Origin of the sequence: Methylobacterium sp. UNCCL125, from assembly GCF_900116795.1 — a bacterium.
Classification (GTDB): Bacteria; Pseudomonadota; Alphaproteobacteria; order Rhizobiales; family Beijerinckiaceae; genus Methylobacterium; species Methylobacterium fujisawaense.
The window spans coordinates 288691-305108 of sequence record NZ_FPBW01000005.1; the positions used below are offsets into that span (position 1 = coordinate 288691).

15 protein-coding genes and 1 riboswitch are annotated in these 16418 nt (G+C 68.9%); of the genes, 11 read left to right on the plus strand and 4 right to left on the minus strand.

Annotated elements, in window-relative coordinates:
* Positions 1 to 103: 103 nt before the first annotated feature.
* Together BM396_RS06700 and BM396_RS06705 are read right to left on the minus strand one after the other, a co-directional pair.
* Complete coding sequence (locus BM396_RS06700) at positions 104 to 295, minus strand: hypothetical protein (protein ID WP_043382136.1); 192 nt, start codon at positions 293 to 295, stop codon at positions 104 to 106.
* Positions 296 to 309: 14 nt separating this feature from the next.
* Positions 310 to 1128, minus strand: coding sequence for a universal stress protein (locus BM396_RS06705; protein WP_043382134.1), 819 nt, complete (start codon positions 1126 to 1128; stop codon positions 310 to 312).
* A 173-nt stretch (positions 1129 to 1301) separates the two neighbouring features.
* On the opposite strand from BM396_RS06705, the gene BM396_RS06710 reads away from it, so the two are divergent.
* Positions 1302 to 2114: a universal stress protein gene (locus BM396_RS06710; protein WP_043382131.1), complete on the plus strand. Its 813-nt coding sequence runs from the start codon at positions 1302 to 1304 to the stop codon at positions 2112 to 2114.
* Positions 2114 to 2443 (plus strand): c-type cytochrome, encoded by a 330-nt coding sequence (locus BM396_RS06715; protein WP_043350319.1) that lies wholly within the window; start codon positions 2114 to 2116, stop codon positions 2441 to 2443. The genes BM396_RS06710 and BM396_RS06715 overlap by 1 nt, the downstream gene beginning before the upstream one ends.
* A 67-nt stretch (positions 2444 to 2510) precedes the next feature.
* Here BM396_RS06715 and BM396_RS06720 read toward each other — a convergent pair whose 3' ends face one another.
* Complete coding sequence (locus BM396_RS06720; RefSeq protein WP_043382128.1) at positions 2511 to 2873, minus strand: hypothetical protein; 363 nt, start codon at positions 2871 to 2873, stop codon at positions 2511 to 2513.
* A 278-nt stretch (positions 2874 to 3151) separates the two neighbouring features.
* On the opposite strand from BM396_RS06720, the gene BM396_RS06725 reads away from it, so the two are divergent.
* The 4 genes from BM396_RS06725 to BM396_RS06740 all read left to right on the plus strand — a co-directional run bounded on the left by BM396_RS06725 (position 3152) and on the right by BM396_RS06740 (position 9232).
* On the plus strand, positions 3152 to 6040 hold the full coding sequence (locus tag BM396_RS06725) for an AMP-binding protein (protein ID WP_244538827.1): 2889 nt from the start codon (positions 3152 to 3154) through the stop codon (positions 6038 to 6040).
* Between the two features lie 2 nt (positions 6041 to 6042).
* Entirely contained in the window at positions 6043 to 7881 is a 1839-nt protein-coding gene (locus tag BM396_RS06730; RefSeq protein ID WP_051976048.1) for an AMP-dependent synthetase/ligase, read from the plus strand.
* A 426-nt stretch (positions 7882 to 8307) separates the two neighbouring features.
* Positions 8308 to 8541, plus strand: a complete 234-nt coding sequence (locus BM396_RS06735) for a hypothetical protein (protein WP_244538828.1) — start codon at positions 8308 to 8310, stop codon at positions 8539 to 8541.
* A 40-nt stretch (positions 8542 to 8581) separates the two neighbouring features.
* A complete protein-coding gene (locus BM396_RS06740; protein ID WP_043382126.1) occupies positions 8582 to 9232 on the plus strand; it encodes a BON domain-containing protein in 651 nt (216 codons plus the stop codon).
* Positions 9233 to 9604: 372 nt separating this feature from the next.
* Here BM396_RS06740 and aqpZ read toward each other — a convergent pair whose 3' ends face one another.
* Positions 9605 to 10339, minus strand: coding sequence for an aquaporin Z (gene aqpZ, locus BM396_RS06745; RefSeq protein ID WP_043350328.1), 735 nt, complete (start codon positions 10337 to 10339; stop codon positions 9605 to 9607).
* 367 nt (positions 10340 to 10706) lie between these two features.
* Between aqpZ and BM396_RS06750 the strand changes: the two genes are divergently transcribed.
* The 5 genes from BM396_RS06750 to BM396_RS06770 all read left to right on the plus strand — a co-directional run bounded on the left by BM396_RS06750 (position 10707) and on the right by BM396_RS06770 (position 15524).
* Complete coding sequence (locus BM396_RS06750; RefSeq protein WP_043350331.1) at positions 10707 to 11318, plus strand: HdeD family acid-resistance protein; 612 nt, start codon at positions 10707 to 10709, stop codon at positions 11316 to 11318.
* A 97-nt stretch (positions 11319 to 11415) separates the two neighbouring features.
* Positions 11416 to 11643: a hypothetical protein gene (locus BM396_RS06755; RefSeq protein ID WP_244538829.1), complete on the plus strand. Its 228-nt coding sequence runs from the start codon at positions 11416 to 11418 to the stop codon at positions 11641 to 11643.
* Between the two features lie 89 nt (positions 11644 to 11732).
* Positions 11733 to 13847, plus strand: coding sequence for an alkyl/aryl-sulfatase (locus BM396_RS06760; protein WP_043382124.1), 2115 nt, complete (start codon positions 11733 to 11735; stop codon positions 13845 to 13847).
* 94 nt (positions 13848 to 13941) lie between these two features.
* Positions 13942 to 14991 carry a patatin-like phospholipase family protein gene (locus tag BM396_RS06765; RefSeq protein WP_043382122.1) on the plus strand — a complete coding sequence of 350 codons (1050 nt, stop codon included), beginning with the start codon at positions 13942 to 13944 and terminating at the stop codon, positions 14989 to 14991.
* Between the two features lie 332 nt (positions 14992 to 15323).
* Complete coding sequence (locus BM396_RS06770; RefSeq protein WP_043382120.1) at positions 15324 to 15524, plus strand: hypothetical protein; 201 nt, start codon at positions 15324 to 15326, stop codon at positions 15522 to 15524.
* Between the two features lie 566 nt (positions 15525 to 16090).
* A riboswitch (cobalamin riboswitch) is annotated at positions 16091 to 16297 on the plus strand.
* The last annotated feature ends 121 nt before the right edge of the window (positions 16298 to 16418 follow it).

Consider the following 16418-nt stretch of genomic DNA (forward strand, 5'->3'; position numbering starts at 1 on the left):
GAGCTTCAGGACACGGCCTTGTCCGACGCAACCGGAGCCGCGCCCGGATCGGTGGGCGGCCGGGATCGCCGGCTTCCGGGGCCGGTCAGGCACGAGTCCGCAGTCAGGGCACGATCTCGGGCGGCATTCCACCCGGGATGCCCAGCGGCTCGTTGGCCGGCGGCACGTCGTCCGGCTCCGAGTCGGGGATGCCCAGGGGCTCCGGCAGCGGGGTTTGCTGCGGCTCCGGTGTTCGCGCGGGAGATGGCGGCGGGAAGCCGGTGTCAGGATCGCCAGGGTTGCCCGGGTTCGCCATCGGCGCACCTCCCGTCAGTGGCTCATCAGGCTGCAGACCGACGCGTCGGCCAGGAGGTCACGGGTCACGCCGCCGAAGAACCATTCTCGCAGACGGCTGTAGCCGTAGGCCCCGGTTACGATCAGGTCCGCATCGGCCTCGACAGCTGCCCTCTGCAGTTCCTCGGCCGCCGTCCAGCCCGATGCCGCGACTCGGCGCGGCACCGCCTTCACGTCGTGGAGGGCCAAGTACCGAGCGACATCCTCGATCTCTGACGCGTCCTCGCCATCGTTGACCCGCACCACCTCGACCGTCTCCGCACGCCTGAGCAACGGCATCGCGTCCCATACGGCCCTGCGGGTTTGCGGAGAGCTCTTCCACCCGACGACGATGCGCTTCGCCTCCATTCGCTCGACGCCGGGCGGTACGACGAGAACCGGACGGCCCAGCTCCATCAGAACGTCCCCGAGGTCGACCGCAGCCCCGAGGGACACTCCCTCGTTCTGCGCGTAGCGACCGACGACGACGAGGTCTGCGGCCCGCGCCTGCTGCTCCAGAAAGCGGACGGGATGGTCGAGATCCGAGCGCCACTCGACGCGGTCGCTGCGGCAGGCGGCCTCCCGGAAGATCTGTTCGAAGCCTGCGAGTCTCGTGAGGGCGGCTTGGCGGATGTCCTCGATGGCCGAGCCCATGGGCACGGCGGTCTCGCCATAGCCCCGCGGATAATCCGGCACGCATGCGGCCACGCCGACGAGGCGCGTGCCCAGGCGATGCGCGAGATCCGCAGCGAGTCGTATGCGTTGCGCGGCGTGCAGCCCGTCATCGACCGCGACCATGAGGCTGGCGTACGACATGCGGATATCCTGCGACCGGGAACGGAATACCCACCCACAATGCGGTCGCGGTTTCCGCAGAGCCTTGATCCATCTCAAGACCCGGACGACCCAGCATCTTGCGCTGAATCAAGGCGACCACGCGCCTTCTGGGCCACCCGTCGTGTCTCGCTTTCGGCACGGGAAGGGGCGCCATGGGCTACGCGAACATCGTCGTCGCCCTCGACCTCAGCGAGGACGCTCCGGACCGGGTCAGCCTCGCCGCCGGATTGGCGCGGCGCTTCGAAGCGATCCTCACGGGTGCGGCCGCCCAGACGGTGCCTGTTCCCATCCTGGTGCGGGACCTCTGCGAGGCGGCCGACGACGTCGAGCAGAATGCGACCCGGGTCCGCGGAATCCTGCAACGGGCGCGCGACGTGTTCGAACACAGCGCCGGCAGCGAGCTGCGCACGATCTGGCACGCGGGCTTCGCCGATCCGCTGACGCATCTCGTCGAACAGGCGAGCACCGCCGACCTCGTCGTCGTGAGCCGGCAGGGGCCGGATGACCCGGACCCGGGTCCGCTCGGCGTGTCGCCGGGGCCCGTCCTGATGCAAGCCGGCCGGCCTGTCCTCATCGTGCCACCGCGGATCATCCATCTGAAGGCCGCGCGCATCGTCCTCGCCTGGAAGGACGGTCCCGAAGCGCGCCGGGCGATGTCGGCGGCGCTGCCCTTCTTCCGCGCGGCGGATCAGGTGCTCGTGGCGACCCGCGGCGAGGATCTGCGGGTCGGCAACGCCGAGGATCTGGCGGTTCACCTCGCCCGGCACGGCGTGAGCGCCACCGCCCACCACCTCCACGCCGCTGGCCCGGATGCCGACGCGATCATGCGGTTCGCCCTGGAGCAGGACGCCGACCTGGTCGTCATGGGTGCCTACGGTCATTCCCGCTTGCGGGAATGGATCTTCGGCGGCGTCACGCGCGATGTCCTCGACCGCGCACCCATCTGCAGCCTGATGTGTCACTGATGCGTTGGCGGCTGCTCTCCGTCGGTGTCGCCCTCGGCCTGGATCTGCTCTGCACCGGAGCGATCGGGGCGGAGGAGTCCTCGGCGCCGCAGGGGCGGAAGTTTGCGCATGCGCATTGCGCAGGCTGCCACGCCATCGGCCTCCGGGGCGCGAGCCCGATGCGGGCGGCCCCGACCTTCCGCATGCTGGCCGAGCGCTTTCCCGTCGACGACCTCGCCGACGTCCTGATCGAGGGCGTCGAGAGGCGCCATCCGGCCATGCCGGACTTCCGGCTCGAACCGGATGATGCCGCCGACCTCACGGCTTACCTCAAGACGCTGAAACCGTGACGGCCGGTCGACGAATGCACGACCGTGCATCCCGGCCACTGCAGTGCGGATCGGATCGCGGCCGGGTTCAGAAGGCGTAATAGTCGGTGCAATGCGCCGGCGGAAGGAGACCGGCGTAGCCCCAGATGCAATCGTCGTAGCGCCTCCAGCGCTGGAACCCGTCTGCCGCGCCCATCACCGGAACAGGGGCGCCCGTGTCGAATCGGCCGCCGGCCAGGGTCCGGCTTCGCACGCCGCCTTGGGAGGCGGCGCGATCGCGGTAGACCGACGCCCGGTCCCTGAAGCGGGGCGATCTTCGTACGGGGCCGCACAGGCAGGTCGAGGTCCGACGCGCCTCGACATGCGCGAAGGGCAGGGCGCCGCTTCCGGGCCGCGCGAGCGCCGCGGTCGATCCGACCAGGACGGCGATGACGAGGACAGAGCGGAACATGACGCCTTCTTCCGGTCACCGGATGACGGCGCGGATCATAGACCCGCACCCCGACCGCGCGTTTGACGCGTGTCAACGGAATCTCATCCGGCGAAGGTCTCGCTGCGTGCGCGATCCGAGGACGCGCCGCCTCGGCAGGCCAAGCTCGTCGGTTCACCTGCGAAGACAGCATTTCCCGTGGTCGATCGCTGCATAAGCCTATCCGATACGACGTTCCCGTGTTGATGAAGATCAAGCCGCGGCGGCGGGACACGGCTTATCTGAATTGCGGATGCGGCTTGGAGCCCGGTCATTTTGCCGGCATCCCGGAGTCCTTCGTGGAGAACGTCGCGCGCCTGCCGAGCGAGCGGTTCGATCCGGTCGCGCAGCCCACCGGAGCCGCTGTCCTGGACATGGTCCGGTCGCTCCTGCTCGAACTGCACCCGGAGCGGGGGGCGACGATCGCGGTCGACCTCGACAGCGACCTCGAACGGGAGTTCGGCCTCGACAGCCTGGGGCGCGCGGAGCTGATCCTGAGGCTGTCGCGCAGCTTCCGGGTGTCGCTGCCGGAGAGGCTGATCGGCGAGGCAGCGACGCCGGCCGCGTTGCTGGCCGCGATCCAGGCTGCGGGCGCCGCGCGCGAGCCCTCGGCGGCGTCTCCGCCACCAGCCGCGCTGCCGACGGCGGCCGAGCCGCACCGGGCCACCACGTGGGCGGACGTGCTCGATTTCCACGTCCGCAATCACCCGGACCGCCCCCATCTTCGATTGCAACAGGAGGACGGGACCGAGACCGTTCTGACCTACGCGGCGCTCGACCGGCGTTCGCGTCAGGTCGCGGCCGGCCTCCTGAAGCTCGATCTCGCCTTCGGCGACCGGGTCGCCCTCATGCTGCCCACCGGGCCCGACTTCTTCCCGGCCTTCCTCGGCACGATCCTGGCGGGTGGGGTCCCGGTCCCGCTCTACCCGCCGTTCCGGCGCGCCCAGATTCAGGATCACCTGCAGCGTCAAGTCGGTATCCTGGCGAACGCCGCGCCGCAGATCCTGATCACCGATGCGGCGATCAAACCCTTCGCCTGGCTGCTGCGCGACGGCGTCGAGAGTTTGCGGGTCCTGACGACCACCGCGGATCTCGTGACGGAAGACGCTCTGGCGGCGGCCGTCCCGGCCACGGGGGCGGACCTTGCGCTGATCCAATACACCTCCGGCAGCACAGGCGATCCGAAGGGCGTGATGCTGACCCACGCCAACCTGCTCGCCAATGTCCGCGCCATGGGCGAAGCGGTGGCGGCCTCGTCGGCTGACGTCGTCGTGAGCTGGCTCCCTCTCTACCACGATATGGGATTGATCGGCTGCTGGCTGGGCAGCCTCTATTACGGTGCGCCGGCGGCGATCCTTTCACCCCTGGCCTTCCTGGCCGATCCGGGGCGCTGGCTCAGGACAATCCATCGCCAGCGCGGCACGATCTCGGCCGCCCCGAACTTCGCCTACGAGCTGTGTCTCAAGACCCTGCGGGACGAGGATCTCGCGGGGCTCGATCTCAGCTCGCTGCGCGTCCTGACCAACGGGGCCGAACCCGTCAGCCCGGACACGCTGGCCCGGTTCACCCAGCGCTTCGCGGCCTTCGGCCTCCGGCCGTCGGCCGTCACACCCGTCTACGGGCTCGCCGAATGCGCGGTCGGCCTCACCTTTCCGCCCCTCGGCCGGGGCCCGCGCATCGACTGGATCGACCGCGCAACGCTGTCGCGGAGCGGCGAGGCCCTGCCGGCCGAGCCTGGCGCTCCGGGGGCCGTCGCCTTCGCCGCCTGCGGGCATCCGTTGCGCGGCCATCAGATCCGGATCGTGGACGAAGCCGGGCGCGAGGTGCCGGAGCGCCGGGAGGGGCGGCTGCAGTTCAACGGTCCCTCCGCGACGACCGGCTACTTCCGGCGTCCGGAGATCACCCGCGCCCTGTTCGACGGAGCTTGGCTCGAGAGCGGCGACCTCGCTTATTTGGCGAGCGGCGACGTCTTCGTGACGGGGCGTACCAAGGACATCATCATCCGGGCCGGTCGGAAGATCCATCCGCACGAGCTGGAAGAGGTGGCGGGTGCGGTCGACGGCGTCCGAAAGGGCTGTGTCGCGGCCTTCGCGAGCCCCGACCCGAGAACCGGGACGGAGCGGCTGATCCTCGCCGCCGAGACGCGCCTCACCGACGCCGCGGCCCTGGAGGAGCTGCGCCGCACCCTGGCCCGGGAAGCGATGGGCGTGATCGAGCAGCCGCCCGACGTGATCGTCCTGTGTCCGCCCCGCACATTGCCGAAGACGTCGAGCGGGAAGATCCGTCGCGCGGCGACGCGGTCGCTCTACGCGGCAGGCGAACTCGGCCGGCCGGAAGCCGCCCTGCGGACGCAGCTGGTCCGGCTCGCCTTCGCGGGGGCCGCGGCGCGGCTGCGCCGTATCGGGCGGCTCTGGTCGGAGGCAGCCTACGCGGCGTCCTGGTGGGGCGCCCTCGTCGTCATCGGCGCCATCCTATGGCCGCTGGTGCTCGTCCTGCCGAAGCGCGCTTGGCGCTTCGCCGCCCTCCGGACGGGCCTGCGTGTCTTCTTCCGGGTCACGCGGACGCCGTTGACCGTATCGGGCGAGCCCGTCAGCCGCGGCGCCGTCATCGTCGCCAACCATGCGAGCTATCTCGACGGCGCCGTGCTGGCGGCCGTGCTGCCCGGGACGCCGGTCTTCCTCGCCAAGCAGGAGCTGGCCCGTCAGCGCATCGCCGGGCCGTTCCTGCGGCGGCTGGGAACCGCCTTCGTCCACCGGGGTACCGTGGCGGGTATCGCCGACGCGGCGGCGATCGTCGGGCGCATCCGCGATGGCGAGCAGGTGGTCGCGTTCCCGGAGGGCACCTTTACCCGGACCCCGGGCCTCCTCGGCTTCCACCCCGGTGCGTTTCTGGATGCCTGCCGCGCGGGTGCCCCGATCGTGCCGGTCGCGATCACGGGCACGCGGTCGGCGCTGCGGGCCGATCAGTGGTTCCCCCGGCGGAGCGTGATCCACGTCCATATCGGAGCGCCGATCGCTCCGGACGGCGGGGATTTCCACGCCGCGATCCGCCTGCGCAATCGGGCCCGCGCGGCGATTCTCGCCCGCTGCAATGAGCCGGACCTCTCCCGGGAAGCGGTGCCGCCGCCCGTCGAGCCGGCTCCGGAATGATCATGTCGGGCCGCTCCGAGACACGGATCTGCGCAAAGCCGCCCGCGGACGCCTCGACGGGCACGATCCCCAGCCTTCTGCGAGCCCAGGCAACCCGCCGCCCGACGGCGGTGGCCTACGTGGCACACGATCCTGCCGAGGGACGTTTTTCTGCGATCTCATGGGCCGAGATGGCCGAGCGGGTCGCCGAACGGGCGGCCGCCCTGGCCAGCGAGGCGCTCGAACCGGGCGCACGGGTCGCGCTCTGGCTGCCGAACGGGATCGAGTGGGTGGCCTTCGATCATGCGGCGCTCTCGCTCGGCCTCGTGGTGGTGCCGCTGTTTCCCGATGATGCCCCCGCCAACGCCATCGACATCCTGGTGGATTCCAGCGCCCGCATCGTCGTCGTCCGCACGGCGGCGCAATGGGACAGCCTCGGGGATCGCGCCCAGCTGCGCACCGGAGTTCAGCGCGTGATCGCGCTCGAGGAGCCGCGAGGAACCCGATCTTCCGATCCGCGCCTGCAGAGCCTGCGGTTCTGGCTCGCAGGGGCGCGTGGATCCGTGCTGACTCCTGCCGGGCGCGACCCCGATGCCCTCGCGACGATCGTCTACACGTCGGGGACCACCGGTCGCCCGAAGGGCGTGATGCTCTCGCACCGCAATCTGCTGGCGGTCGCGCAGGCTGTTCTCGACCGCAACCCCGGCTCGGATCGGGACGTGTTCCTGTCCTATCTGCCCCTCGCCCACATCTTCGAGCGTGTGGTCGGGTGCTATCTGCCGCTGATCCTCGGAGCGCCCGTCGTGTTCGCACGATCGGTGGCGCATCTCCAAGAGGACCTCCTGTTCGCACGCCCGACCATCCTGCTGGTGGTCCCGAGCGTGCTGGAGCGTCTGCGCCACAGCGTGACGGAACGGGCGGAGCGGACGCCGCCGACGCGCTGGCTGCTGCGCGCAGCCCTGGCCCGCGGCTGGGCGCTCTTCGCGGCCCGGCGGGACGGACGGCGGCTCGGCCTTGCCCGGACCGCCATCGGCCTCCTGCTGCGCAGCATCGTGGGGCGCCCCATCCGCCGCGCGTTCGGCGGTCGTTTGCGGCTCGCGGTCTCTGGAGGCGCCGTGCTTCCGGAGGATACCGCCCGGTTCTGCCTCAGCCTCGGCCTGCCCCTGGTCGAGGGATACGGCCTGACCGAGGCGGCCTCGGCGGTCACGGGATTCCGGCTCGGCGCCACGCGCCCGGGCCGGGTCGGCCCCGCACTCCCCGGAATGGAGATCCGCCTCGCGGCATCGGGGGAAATCCTCGTGCGCTCGCCAGGGGTGATGCTCGGGTACTGGCGCCGTCCGAACCTCACGGGCGAGGTCCTGCGTGACGGATGGCTGTATACGGGCGATCTCGGCACGCTGCAGGACGGCGATCTGTGCATCACCGGCCGGCTGAAGCAGATGATGGTCCTGTCGACCGGCGAGAAGATCTCGCCCGAGGCCGTGGAGGCCGCGATCTTGCGCGATCCCCTGTTCCGTCAGGCCATGGTCCTGGGCGAGGGCGAGGCGCGGCTGTCGGTCCTGGCGGTGGTCGATGCGGCGATGTGGACGCAGCTTGCGCAGGATCTGGGTCTCGATCCCGCGGCGGAGGACGCCCTCGATGACGCGCGCGCCCGACGGGCCGCGCTCGATCGGATCGCCGCGGCGCTGCATGACGGACCCCGCGCTGCCAGGGTCCGGGCGGTGCGTCTGCTGCGGACGCCCTGGACTGTCGAGGACGGCCTCCTGACCCCCACGCTGAAGCTGCGCCGCGCCGTCCTCCTTGACCGGTTCGCCGGAACGGTGGCGGCCCTGCGCGGCGAGCCTGAACCGCCGCGCGCCTGAGCAAGTCTGGGTTCGCCGACACGGTCCACCCCTGATGCGGCTCCGGTCCGCCGCTCAGTACTTATCCGTCAAAACCGCCTCGATCCCGTAACGCACCAGACGATCGCGCGATCTGACGCCCGATCGGATGCGGTGGGCAACTTCGTAGGCGATATGATTCTCGACAAGATATCGCGGAATCATAGGAAACTCGGACAAGAATCCGGTCAATGCGTCGAGGGCCTCTCTGTGGGCTTCGACAGCGAGTCGAATATCCCATGGCGACATCGCGATCCTCCTCCTGGCTTGAGAGTTTGATGCCGGAGACGGATGCGGCAGCGTTGATCCTGATCAATGTGTGCCGCGGTCGACTGCTTCACCGCTTCGACAGACGAAGAGCGCCGCCAGCGCCACGATGGACAGGCTCTCGGTGTCGCGCGAACCGGAATGCTGAAGACGATGGCAACGTTGAAAAAGGCCCGCGGAATTGATCAGCCCGAACGCCGGGCCACGGCGATCGCGAATGCCAACTGGTTCCGGGCCCGTGCCTGCCAGGCGCTCCGCGAGGGCCATCCGGACAGCAGGCTGCGCGCCGGCCGAGCCCGGGTGGCCGCACGGCTCGTGCTCGAGCGAGCGCGAGGCGAGGGCCTTCTGATGGATCAGGCGGCCGGCGCCGCCTGACCGGGAGCCGCGCGGCCCGCGCCGCCTCAGGAGGAACGCCATGACCGACAAGGATTTGCGCCGGGCGGTGCTCGACGAACTCGACTTCGACCCCAGCCTGGACGCCGGGGATATCGGCGTCGCCGTCTCCGAAGGGGTGGTGACGCTCACCGGCCATGTCGGCAGCTACGCCGAGAAGGTGGAGGCGGAGCGCGCCGTGCGCCGCGTCCGGGGCGTGCGCGCCATCGCGCAGGAGATCGCGGTCCGTTACGCCGACGCGAAGAAGGTGGCCGACGACCAGATCGCCGCCCGGGCGCTGGCGATCATCGACTGGTCTGTGCATCTCCCGAAGGACGCCATCCAGGTCACGGTGAGCGGCGGCTGGATCACCCTGACGGGCGCCGTGCCGTGGCGCTACCAGTCGAGATCCGCCGAGGCCGTCGTGCGGCAGCTCTCAGGGGTGCTTGGCGTCACCAACCGGATCGCGATCGAACCGTGCGTTCCACCTGGGGCGGTCAAGGACAAGATCCTGGAGGCGTTCCGGCGGAGCGCGCTGTTCGAAGCCGACGCGATCAAGGTCACCGTCTCGGGCGACCGGGTCATTCTGGAGGGTGCCGTGACGGCCTGGGCGGAGCGTGATGCGGCCGAGCGTGCCGCATGGTCGGTGCCGGGCGTGCGCGCCGTCGAGGACCGCATCGTAGCTATGGCCTGAACGGACAAGATGGGATGCACCGAGGCGCGGATTCGAGATCGATCCTCGATCCCGGAGACGAACGCGAGCGGCACCGATCCGTCTGGCGGACGGAAAGACATGACGTGTTCGGACCGGGGGGCCTGTTCCGTCGCGTGACAGATCGCGAGCCGCTGAGGCGCGGTTCCCGGTGTCCGATCAAGGATCGCGCCGGCCTTCGATTCGACTGGCGAAGGCCGGCGCAGGGAGGAACATCCCGGGTCGTCCGGCCAAGTCACGTTCGGCGCATCGCGATGACGCGCCGCGCGCAAAGATCGCCGTCGCGAAGAGAGACAGTGAATATGGTTTTTCAGCAAAGTTCTTGACTGATCCCCCGGCGAGCGGTGCGTCGTCTCACTCCGCCGGGGCCGGAGGAGAGATGCCGGTCACTTGGACGGAGGGCTCCTCACTCAGCCAGCGATACAGAATCCCGCCGAGAACCCCACCGAAGATCGGGGCGACCCAAAAAAGCCAGAGCTGGGTCAGGGCCCATCCGCCGACGAAGACCGCCGGTCCCGTGCTGCGCGCCGGGTTCACCGACAGGTTCGTGACCGGGATGCCGACGAGGTGGACGAGGGTCAGGCACAGCCCGATGGCCAGCGGCGCAAAGCCGACCGGGGCCTTGCCGTGCGTCGCGCCCATGATGACGAAGACGAACATCATGGTGAGCACGACCTCGGTCAGGAGGCAGGCGGTCAGCGCGTATTGCCCCGGCGAATGCGCGCCATAGCCGTTGGCGGCGAAGCCCTTCTCGACGGAGAAGGCCGGCGCGCCGCTGGCGATGGCGTAGAGCACAGCCGCGGCGACGAGGCCGCCGACGACCTGGGCGATAACGTAGGCCGGGATGTCGTGGGCCGGAAACCGGCCTCCGGCCGCGAGTCCGCAGGTCACCGCCGGATTGAGGTGGCAGCCCGAGATGTGCCCGATGGCATAGGCCATGGTGACGACAGTCAGGCCGAAGGCGAGCGCGACGCCGAGGAGGCCGATTCCGACCTGCGGAAACGCGGCCGCGATGACGGCGCTCCCGCAGCCCGCGAAGGTGAGCCAGAACGTGCCAATGGCCTCGGCCGCGCACTTGCGGATATCCATGGAACCTCCTGCGGTCAGGCGAGGCGACATTTCCGTGGCCCGCCCGACCGAGCGGATCGGATTATCCAGGGCCGGACCGCATCCTGCCGCGAAGGGAGGGGCCTCGATTTGAGCTAGATCAATTCCGCATCGCGGGTCTGGTCGCCGACACCGGTCTCTTCGGCGCGGCGCCTCGGTCGATCCGCCAGTTTCTCCCGTGCTGCGCAGGGCATGCCGAGCCGTCGATCGACGCCCGGGCCGTCGAGAACGGGGACCCGCGCCTTTGATTTGTATCAACGCCGTTCCGATCGAACGGGCGATTCAATCGGAGGTGATCGGACGGAATGGGGACAGCCTCCTCATCCACGGGTCCGATGGGAGGTGTCGTATGGGCGGAACGGTCACCTTTGGAACGCTGCAGACCGGAGCGGGACGTGCCCGCGGATGGCTCCTCGCGGTCGGCAGCCTGCTGCTGATCCTCGGCATCGTGGGCCTCTTCATGGTGGTCAGCCTCACGATCGTCAGCACGCTCTGGTACGGCGTCCTCCTGATCGCGGCCGGGATCGCCGAGATCGCCGAGGCGCTCGCCAAGCCGTCGGAGGTCGAAGCGTGGCGATCCCGCGTCGTTCGGTTCTTCGCGGGCCTGCTCTACCTCGTCGGCGGTCTTTGGGCCGTCTTCCGCCCCCTCGAAGCGTCGCTCGCCCTCACGCTCGTCCTCGGGCTCACCCTGATCGCCTCCGGCGTGGCGCGCGCGCTCTGGGCCATCGTCCACACGACGCAGCTGTCGCGCGCCACGGTGATCCTGTTCGCCCTGCTCTCGATGCTCCTGGGCGCCGCCATCATTGCGCAATGGCCCTATTCGGGCCTGTGGGCGATCGGCCTCTTCGTGTCCTGCGACCTGATCGCCGCGGGACTGTCATGGGCGTGGATCGGCCTCTTCGGCCCGCCGCCGGTCGCGCCGGCGCTCGCATCGCCCGGCAGCGGATCGGCGACCCGTTGAGCCGCATAGGCGAACGCCGATCTCCGTCGGCGAGGACGGGATCGGGTGGCGGAGCCAGGGACATCAGACCACGAGCCGGAGGATGGCAATGGAACCGATGCATCGTCGTGCCGTGCTGGGCAGTTTCTCGTCCGCCGCCCTGGCGGCTGCGGGCCTGCTCATGGTGCCGGGTGCCGTCTACGCTGCACCCCTGAGAATCGAGCCCCTCGACGATCCGAGCGGCGGCCCAGTCGAGAAAGCACAGGCCGTCGTCGTCGTCCCGCGGCGGCGCCGCCGCAGGGTCTGCTGGTGGCGGCGCGGACGACGGGTCTGCGCCTGGCGCTGACCGGTGCGCCGATGACCGGATCGGGCCGCCACCGCCCGGCGACCCGGTCGTCCCACGGCAAGCCACCGCGTCCGGGATGGAGCAGACCGATGTCGACGCGCCGCGCCTTCATCAAGACTCTTCCCGCTGTCGGAGCCGCCTTCTCCGCAGCCGGATGCCTCCTGGCGGAAGCGCGTGCCGCGGGCGACGGGGAATCCCCGGCTGCATCCGCCGGTCCGGAGCACTTCCACCCGAAAGGCAAACCGCCGTCGTCGTTCACCCACGCCGTGCTCCGGCAGGCCCGCACGCGCCTGCCGTTCGCGGACGACACGGATTTCGAGGAGCAGCGGCGCGGGCTGATCGCCCCCATGGCCGACGGGATCATCCGGGCCGACGATGGTCACGTCGCCTGGGACATGCAGCAGTTCCAGTTCTTGGAGCAGCAGGACGAATTCGACAGTATCCATCCGTCTCTGCTGCGCATCTCGCGTCTCAACAACAATTACGGGCTCTACGAGGTCGTCCCCGGCATCTATCAGGTCCGGGGGTTCGATCTCTCGGACCTCACCATCGTGCGGGGGCGGACGGGTTGGATCGTGTTCGACCCCCTCGTCAGCCAGGAGACCGCACGTGCCGCCTGGGCGCTGTTCCAGGCGCATGTGGGCGAGGGGCGGCCGATCTCGGCCGTGATCTACTCGCATACGCATGGCGATCATTGGGGCGGCGTGCGCGGGATCCTCAAGGAGGAGGACGTGCGGTCCGGCGCCGTGCCGGTGATCGCGCCGGCCGATTTCCTCGTCCATACGGTGGCGGAGAACGTCTACGCCGGCAACGCCATGAACCGGCGGCTGTTCTACCAGTACGGGCTGCTCCTGCCGGCGGCCCCGCACGGCTATGTCGGGCAGGGCCTGGGACAGCGCGTCTCGGCCGGCACCACAGGCCTGATCGCCCCGACGCGCTACGTGGAGAAGCCGATCGAGACCTTCGAGGTCGACGGCATCCCGATGGTCTTCCAGAATACGCCGAACACGGAAGCGCCGCGGGAGATGAACACCTACATCCCGGACCGGAAGGCGCTCTGGATGGCGGAGAACGTCATCGCGTCCCTGCACAACATCTACACCCTGCGCGGCGCCCCGGTGCGCGATCCGCTCAACTGGTCGAAATACATCAACGCGGCGCTGTACCGGTTCGGCCGGGAGGCCGAGGTAATGTTCGCCTCCCACCACTGGCCCCGCTGGGGCAATGCGCGGATCCAGGCGGTTCTGCGGGCGCAGCGCGACCTCTACGCCCACATGAACAATCAGGTGCTCCACCTCGCCAACCAGGGCGTGACGATCAACGAGATCCACAAGGTCTACGCGCTGCCGCAGAGCCTACAGCAGACGTGGCATTGTCGCGGCTATCACGGGTCGCCGGAGCACAACAGCCGGGGCGTGATCCAGCGCTATCTCGGATTCTGGGATTGCAACCCGGCGACGCTGATCCCGCTCGCCCCGTCCGAGAGTGCCCCCCTCTACGTCGACATGATGGGCGGTGCGGAGGCGATCCTCGCCCGGGGAAAGCGGCTTCACGACGCGGGCCAGTATCTGCTGGCCCAGGAGATCGTGAACAAGCTCGTCCAGGCCGAGCCGCAGAACCAGGCCGCCAAGGACCTCCTCGCCGACATCTTCGAGCAGATCGGCTACCAGCAGGAGAATCCCGGCCTGCGCAACTGCTTCCTGGCTGGCGCCTACGAGCTGCGCTCCGGCATCCCGGAAGGCGCGACGGCCAGTTCGAGCAGCCCCGACGTGGTGCGGGCGATGCCGACCGAGCTCTTCCTGAACTTTCTCGGCATCCGCATGGACAGCCGCAGGGCGGAGGGGTTGCGCTTCACCATCAACCTGATCACGCCGGACAACGGCGAGCGGTTCATCGTCGAATTGGAAAACGCGACGCTGACCAACATCGCGGGGTTCCAGGCCGAGAAGCCCGATCTCACCCTGACCATCAACCGGTCGGATCTCGAGCAGACGATGATCGGCGCCAAGACCCTGGAGGCGCAGATTGCCGACGGGACCGCGCAGGTCGAGGGCGACGCCGGCATCCTGAGCCGGCTGGCCGCCACGATGGTGACGTTCGACCCGCGATTCGAGATCCTGCCCGGCACCAAGGTGCGCGGCGCCGCCAATCGCGTGCAGTCCGACCCGTATCGGGCCGATTCCGGCGAGGCGGTCGCCGAGTAGACGGCGAAAGCCGCTCTTGCTCCGCAGCCGGTCGCGGTCCGGGATGGCGGCAGGGCGACGGAAGAGGTGCTCACGGGATGAGGGTATCGGTCCCATGTCGGATGAGGCGATCACGGCGGGCAGGCGGGGGCGGGATCCGATCCTGATCGATCTGGCCCTGCAGGGCGGCGGCGCGCACGGCGCCTTCACATGGGGGGTCCTCGATCGCCTGCTCGAGGAGCCCTGGCTGAGCATCGACGGCATTTCCGGGACGTCGGCCGGTGCCATGAACGCGGCCGTCCTCATCGAGGGCTACGAGCGGGACGGGGCCACCGGTGCGCGCGCGGCACTCCAGACCTTCTGGGACGCCGTCTCGCGCGCGGCCCGGTTCAGCCCGCTGCAGCGCAGCCCGCTCGACGTGATACTGGGCCGCTGGACGCTCGATTCCGCGCCGCTGTATCTGGCCGCGGACCTGATGGCGCGGGTCTTCTCCCCGTATGACCTCAATCCGCACGACTTCAACCTGCTCAGACAGATCCTGGACTCGCGGCTGGATTTCGAGCGTATCGCACGGAGCCGGATCAAGCTCTTCGTCACCGCGACGGATGTTCATACGGGCCGGGGCCGGGTGTTCCGCAACGCCGAGGTCACTGCCGACGTGCTCCTCGCCTCGGCATGCCTGCCGACCCTGTTCCAGGCGGTGCGGATCGACGGTGCCTCCTACTGGGATGGAGGCTATTCCGGAAACCCGACAATCACCCCCCTGGTCCGCGAATGCGAGTCGCGCGATACGATCATCGTGCAGGTCAATCCGGTCGAGCGCAGACAAGCGCCGACCTCGGCCCGGGAGATCCTCAACCGGCTCAACGAGATCTCCTTCAACGCGGTCCTGCTCAAGGAACTGCGGATGATGGCCTTGCTGCGGCAGGTCGCGCCCACGGACAATTCCGAGTGCGCCCGATGGGCGGCTATGCGCATGCACCGCATCGCCAGCGACGTTGTCGCCGAGCTGGGCTCGTCCTCGAAGCTCAACGCGGAATGGGCATTCCTGACGATGCTTCGGGACGAGGGACGCCGGAGCGCCGCGACCTTCCTGACCGATCATGGGCCGGATCTGGGCCGGCGTCCGTCGTTCGATCTCGACCGACTGCTCGAAGGCGTCTGACGCAGCCGGAACGCCCCATCGCGCATGACAGAGCTTGCTCAACTTGATCAATATCAAGGCGCCTATATTGATTTATGACTTATATTTATTTGGTATAAATGCAGCATGTGTTCCATTTGTCAGTCTTGCGCGTCGCAGATCGACGATATTTTGTCAGACTAAATGGGCCTCTGCCCAAGCCTCTTCAAACCGGTTCACGCGCATGATCGGCGCGGCACTTCGCAGTCGGACCGGCCCGTTTCCGGGGGAGCACCTTCAAACCGAAGACCGCTCGTCGCATCCGGCCGGCCCCGGAAACGGCCCGGCGCCCACAGACAGAGGAGTGAACGCTTATGCACACGATCCGGGCCTTTCGGGCGGCGCTGGCCGCCTTTCCCCTGTTGACCTTCGCGACGTTCGCGGACGCGACGGCCGCTGGCCCCGCACCGGGCAAGGCGCTGGCCGGACCGACGGTGTCGGAAGCCAGGGTCACCATCGGCCGTCACAAGGCACTTCCGAAGAAGAAGCGTATCCATCGCGAGCGGAAGATGTAGGGGCGATCGAGCGACCGCAAATGCACGACTGACTTGACCGGCTGGCTTAGAACCGAACCGATCGAGAGCATGTGTCCAATGCAAAGCCAGCCGGTCAGGGTATCGGGTTCGCGCCGAACGAGAAGTTTTGGCACGGGGCCACCGCGACCACGGCGATGACGCATGCCGCGATCCAAGGCTGGACGGCAAGGCTGGCCCTGAGATGGAGCGGGTCACCGAAGGACCGTATGCCGGGTCATGAGCTCGGGCCGCGCGTTCCGCAGTCAGCAACACGATGCCAAGAGCGTTCCATCGGATTTCCATTCAGCTGAGACGCTCGGCGCCCAGCGGCGCATGAAACAAGGCGTCGATGACCGCTCGTCCGTTCGGTTCAGCATAGCGCATATCCAGCCGCCATCGGCCCGCCGATCTCATTCGGACCCGCGTCGTCCGAGCCCAATCCGGTCCATCACCGCAACGTGAGAGCCGTGCATTCCATCGGGGATCGGACTGTGTCCATAGCGCCACACGTAACGTAACACTGTTACAAAGTTTGTCAGGCCCGTTGACCGGATGCGCGCCGGTGGCGAATATCGTCCAGCCAAGGTTCTTCGGGTCCCGGCCCGGAGCTAAGACGGGAATTCGGTGCGCTTTTCGGAGCGAATCCGAAGCTGCCCCCGCAACTGTGAGCGGCGAGCGCCTGCCACCGATGACCACTGGTGCTTGCACTGGGAAGGTCCGGCGGGCGCTTTGACCCGTGAGCCAGGAGACCTGCCTTCGGCACGATGACGTCCCTCGGGCGGGGTGCCCCGGCGGAGCGCGCGGTGTCGCCGTCTCGTGGGCGACGCTGCCCGTATCCCCGTGGCCTCCACCCGGCAACAGCGAGTGTGTGGTGGCGACCTCCGAACGTCCGTC

Bases quoted from the DNA above. Each gene is read 5' to 3' on its own strand.
- BM396_RS06700 (WP_043382136.1), bottom strand. From the start codon at position 295: ATGGCGAACCCGGGCAACCCTGGCGATCCTGACACCGGCTTCCCGCCG.
- BM396_RS06705 (WP_043382134.1), bottom strand. From the start codon at position 1,128: ATGTCGTACGCCAGCCTCATGGTCGCGGTCGATGACGGGCTGCACGCC.
- BM396_RS06710 (WP_043382131.1), top strand. From the start codon at position 1,302: ATGGGCTACGCGAACATCGTCGTCGCCCTCGACCTCAGCGAGGACGCT.
- BM396_RS06715 (WP_043350319.1), top strand. From the start codon at position 2,114: ATGCGTTGGCGGCTGCTCTCCGTCGGTGTCGCCCTCGGCCTGGATCTG.
- BM396_RS06720 (WP_043382128.1), bottom strand. From the start codon at position 2,873: ATGTTCCGCTCTGTCCTCGTCATCGCCGTCCTGGTCGGATCGACCGCG.
- BM396_RS06730 (WP_051976048.1), top strand. From the start codon at position 6,043: ATGTCGGGCCGCTCCGAGACACGGATCTGCGCAAAGCCGCCCGCGGAC.
- BM396_RS06735 (WP_244538828.1), top strand. From the start codon at position 8,308: ATGCTGAAGACGATGGCAACGTTGAAAAAGGCCCGCGGAATTGATCAG.
- BM396_RS06740 (WP_043382126.1), top strand. From the start codon at position 8,582: ATGACCGACAAGGATTTGCGCCGGGCGGTGCTCGACGAACTCGACTTC.
- aqpZ (WP_043350328.1), bottom strand. From the start codon at position 10,339: ATGGATATCCGCAAGTGCGCGGCCGAGGCCATTGGCACGTTCTGGCTC.
- BM396_RS06750 (WP_043350331.1), top strand. From the start codon at position 10,707: ATGGGCGGAACGGTCACCTTTGGAACGCTGCAGACCGGAGCGGGACGT.
- BM396_RS06755 (WP_244538829.1), top strand. From the start codon at position 11,416: ATGCATCGTCGTGCCGTGCTGGGCAGTTTCTCGTCCGCCGCCCTGGCG.
- BM396_RS06760 (WP_043382124.1), top strand. From the start codon at position 11,733: ATGTCGACGCGCCGCGCCTTCATCAAGACTCTTCCCGCTGTCGGAGCC.
- BM396_RS06765 (WP_043382122.1), top strand. From the start codon at position 13,942: ATGTCGGATGAGGCGATCACGGCGGGCAGGCGGGGGCGGGATCCGATC.
- BM396_RS06770 (WP_043382120.1), top strand. From the start codon at position 15,324: ATGCACACGATCCGGGCCTTTCGGGCGGCGCTGGCCGCCTTTCCCCTG.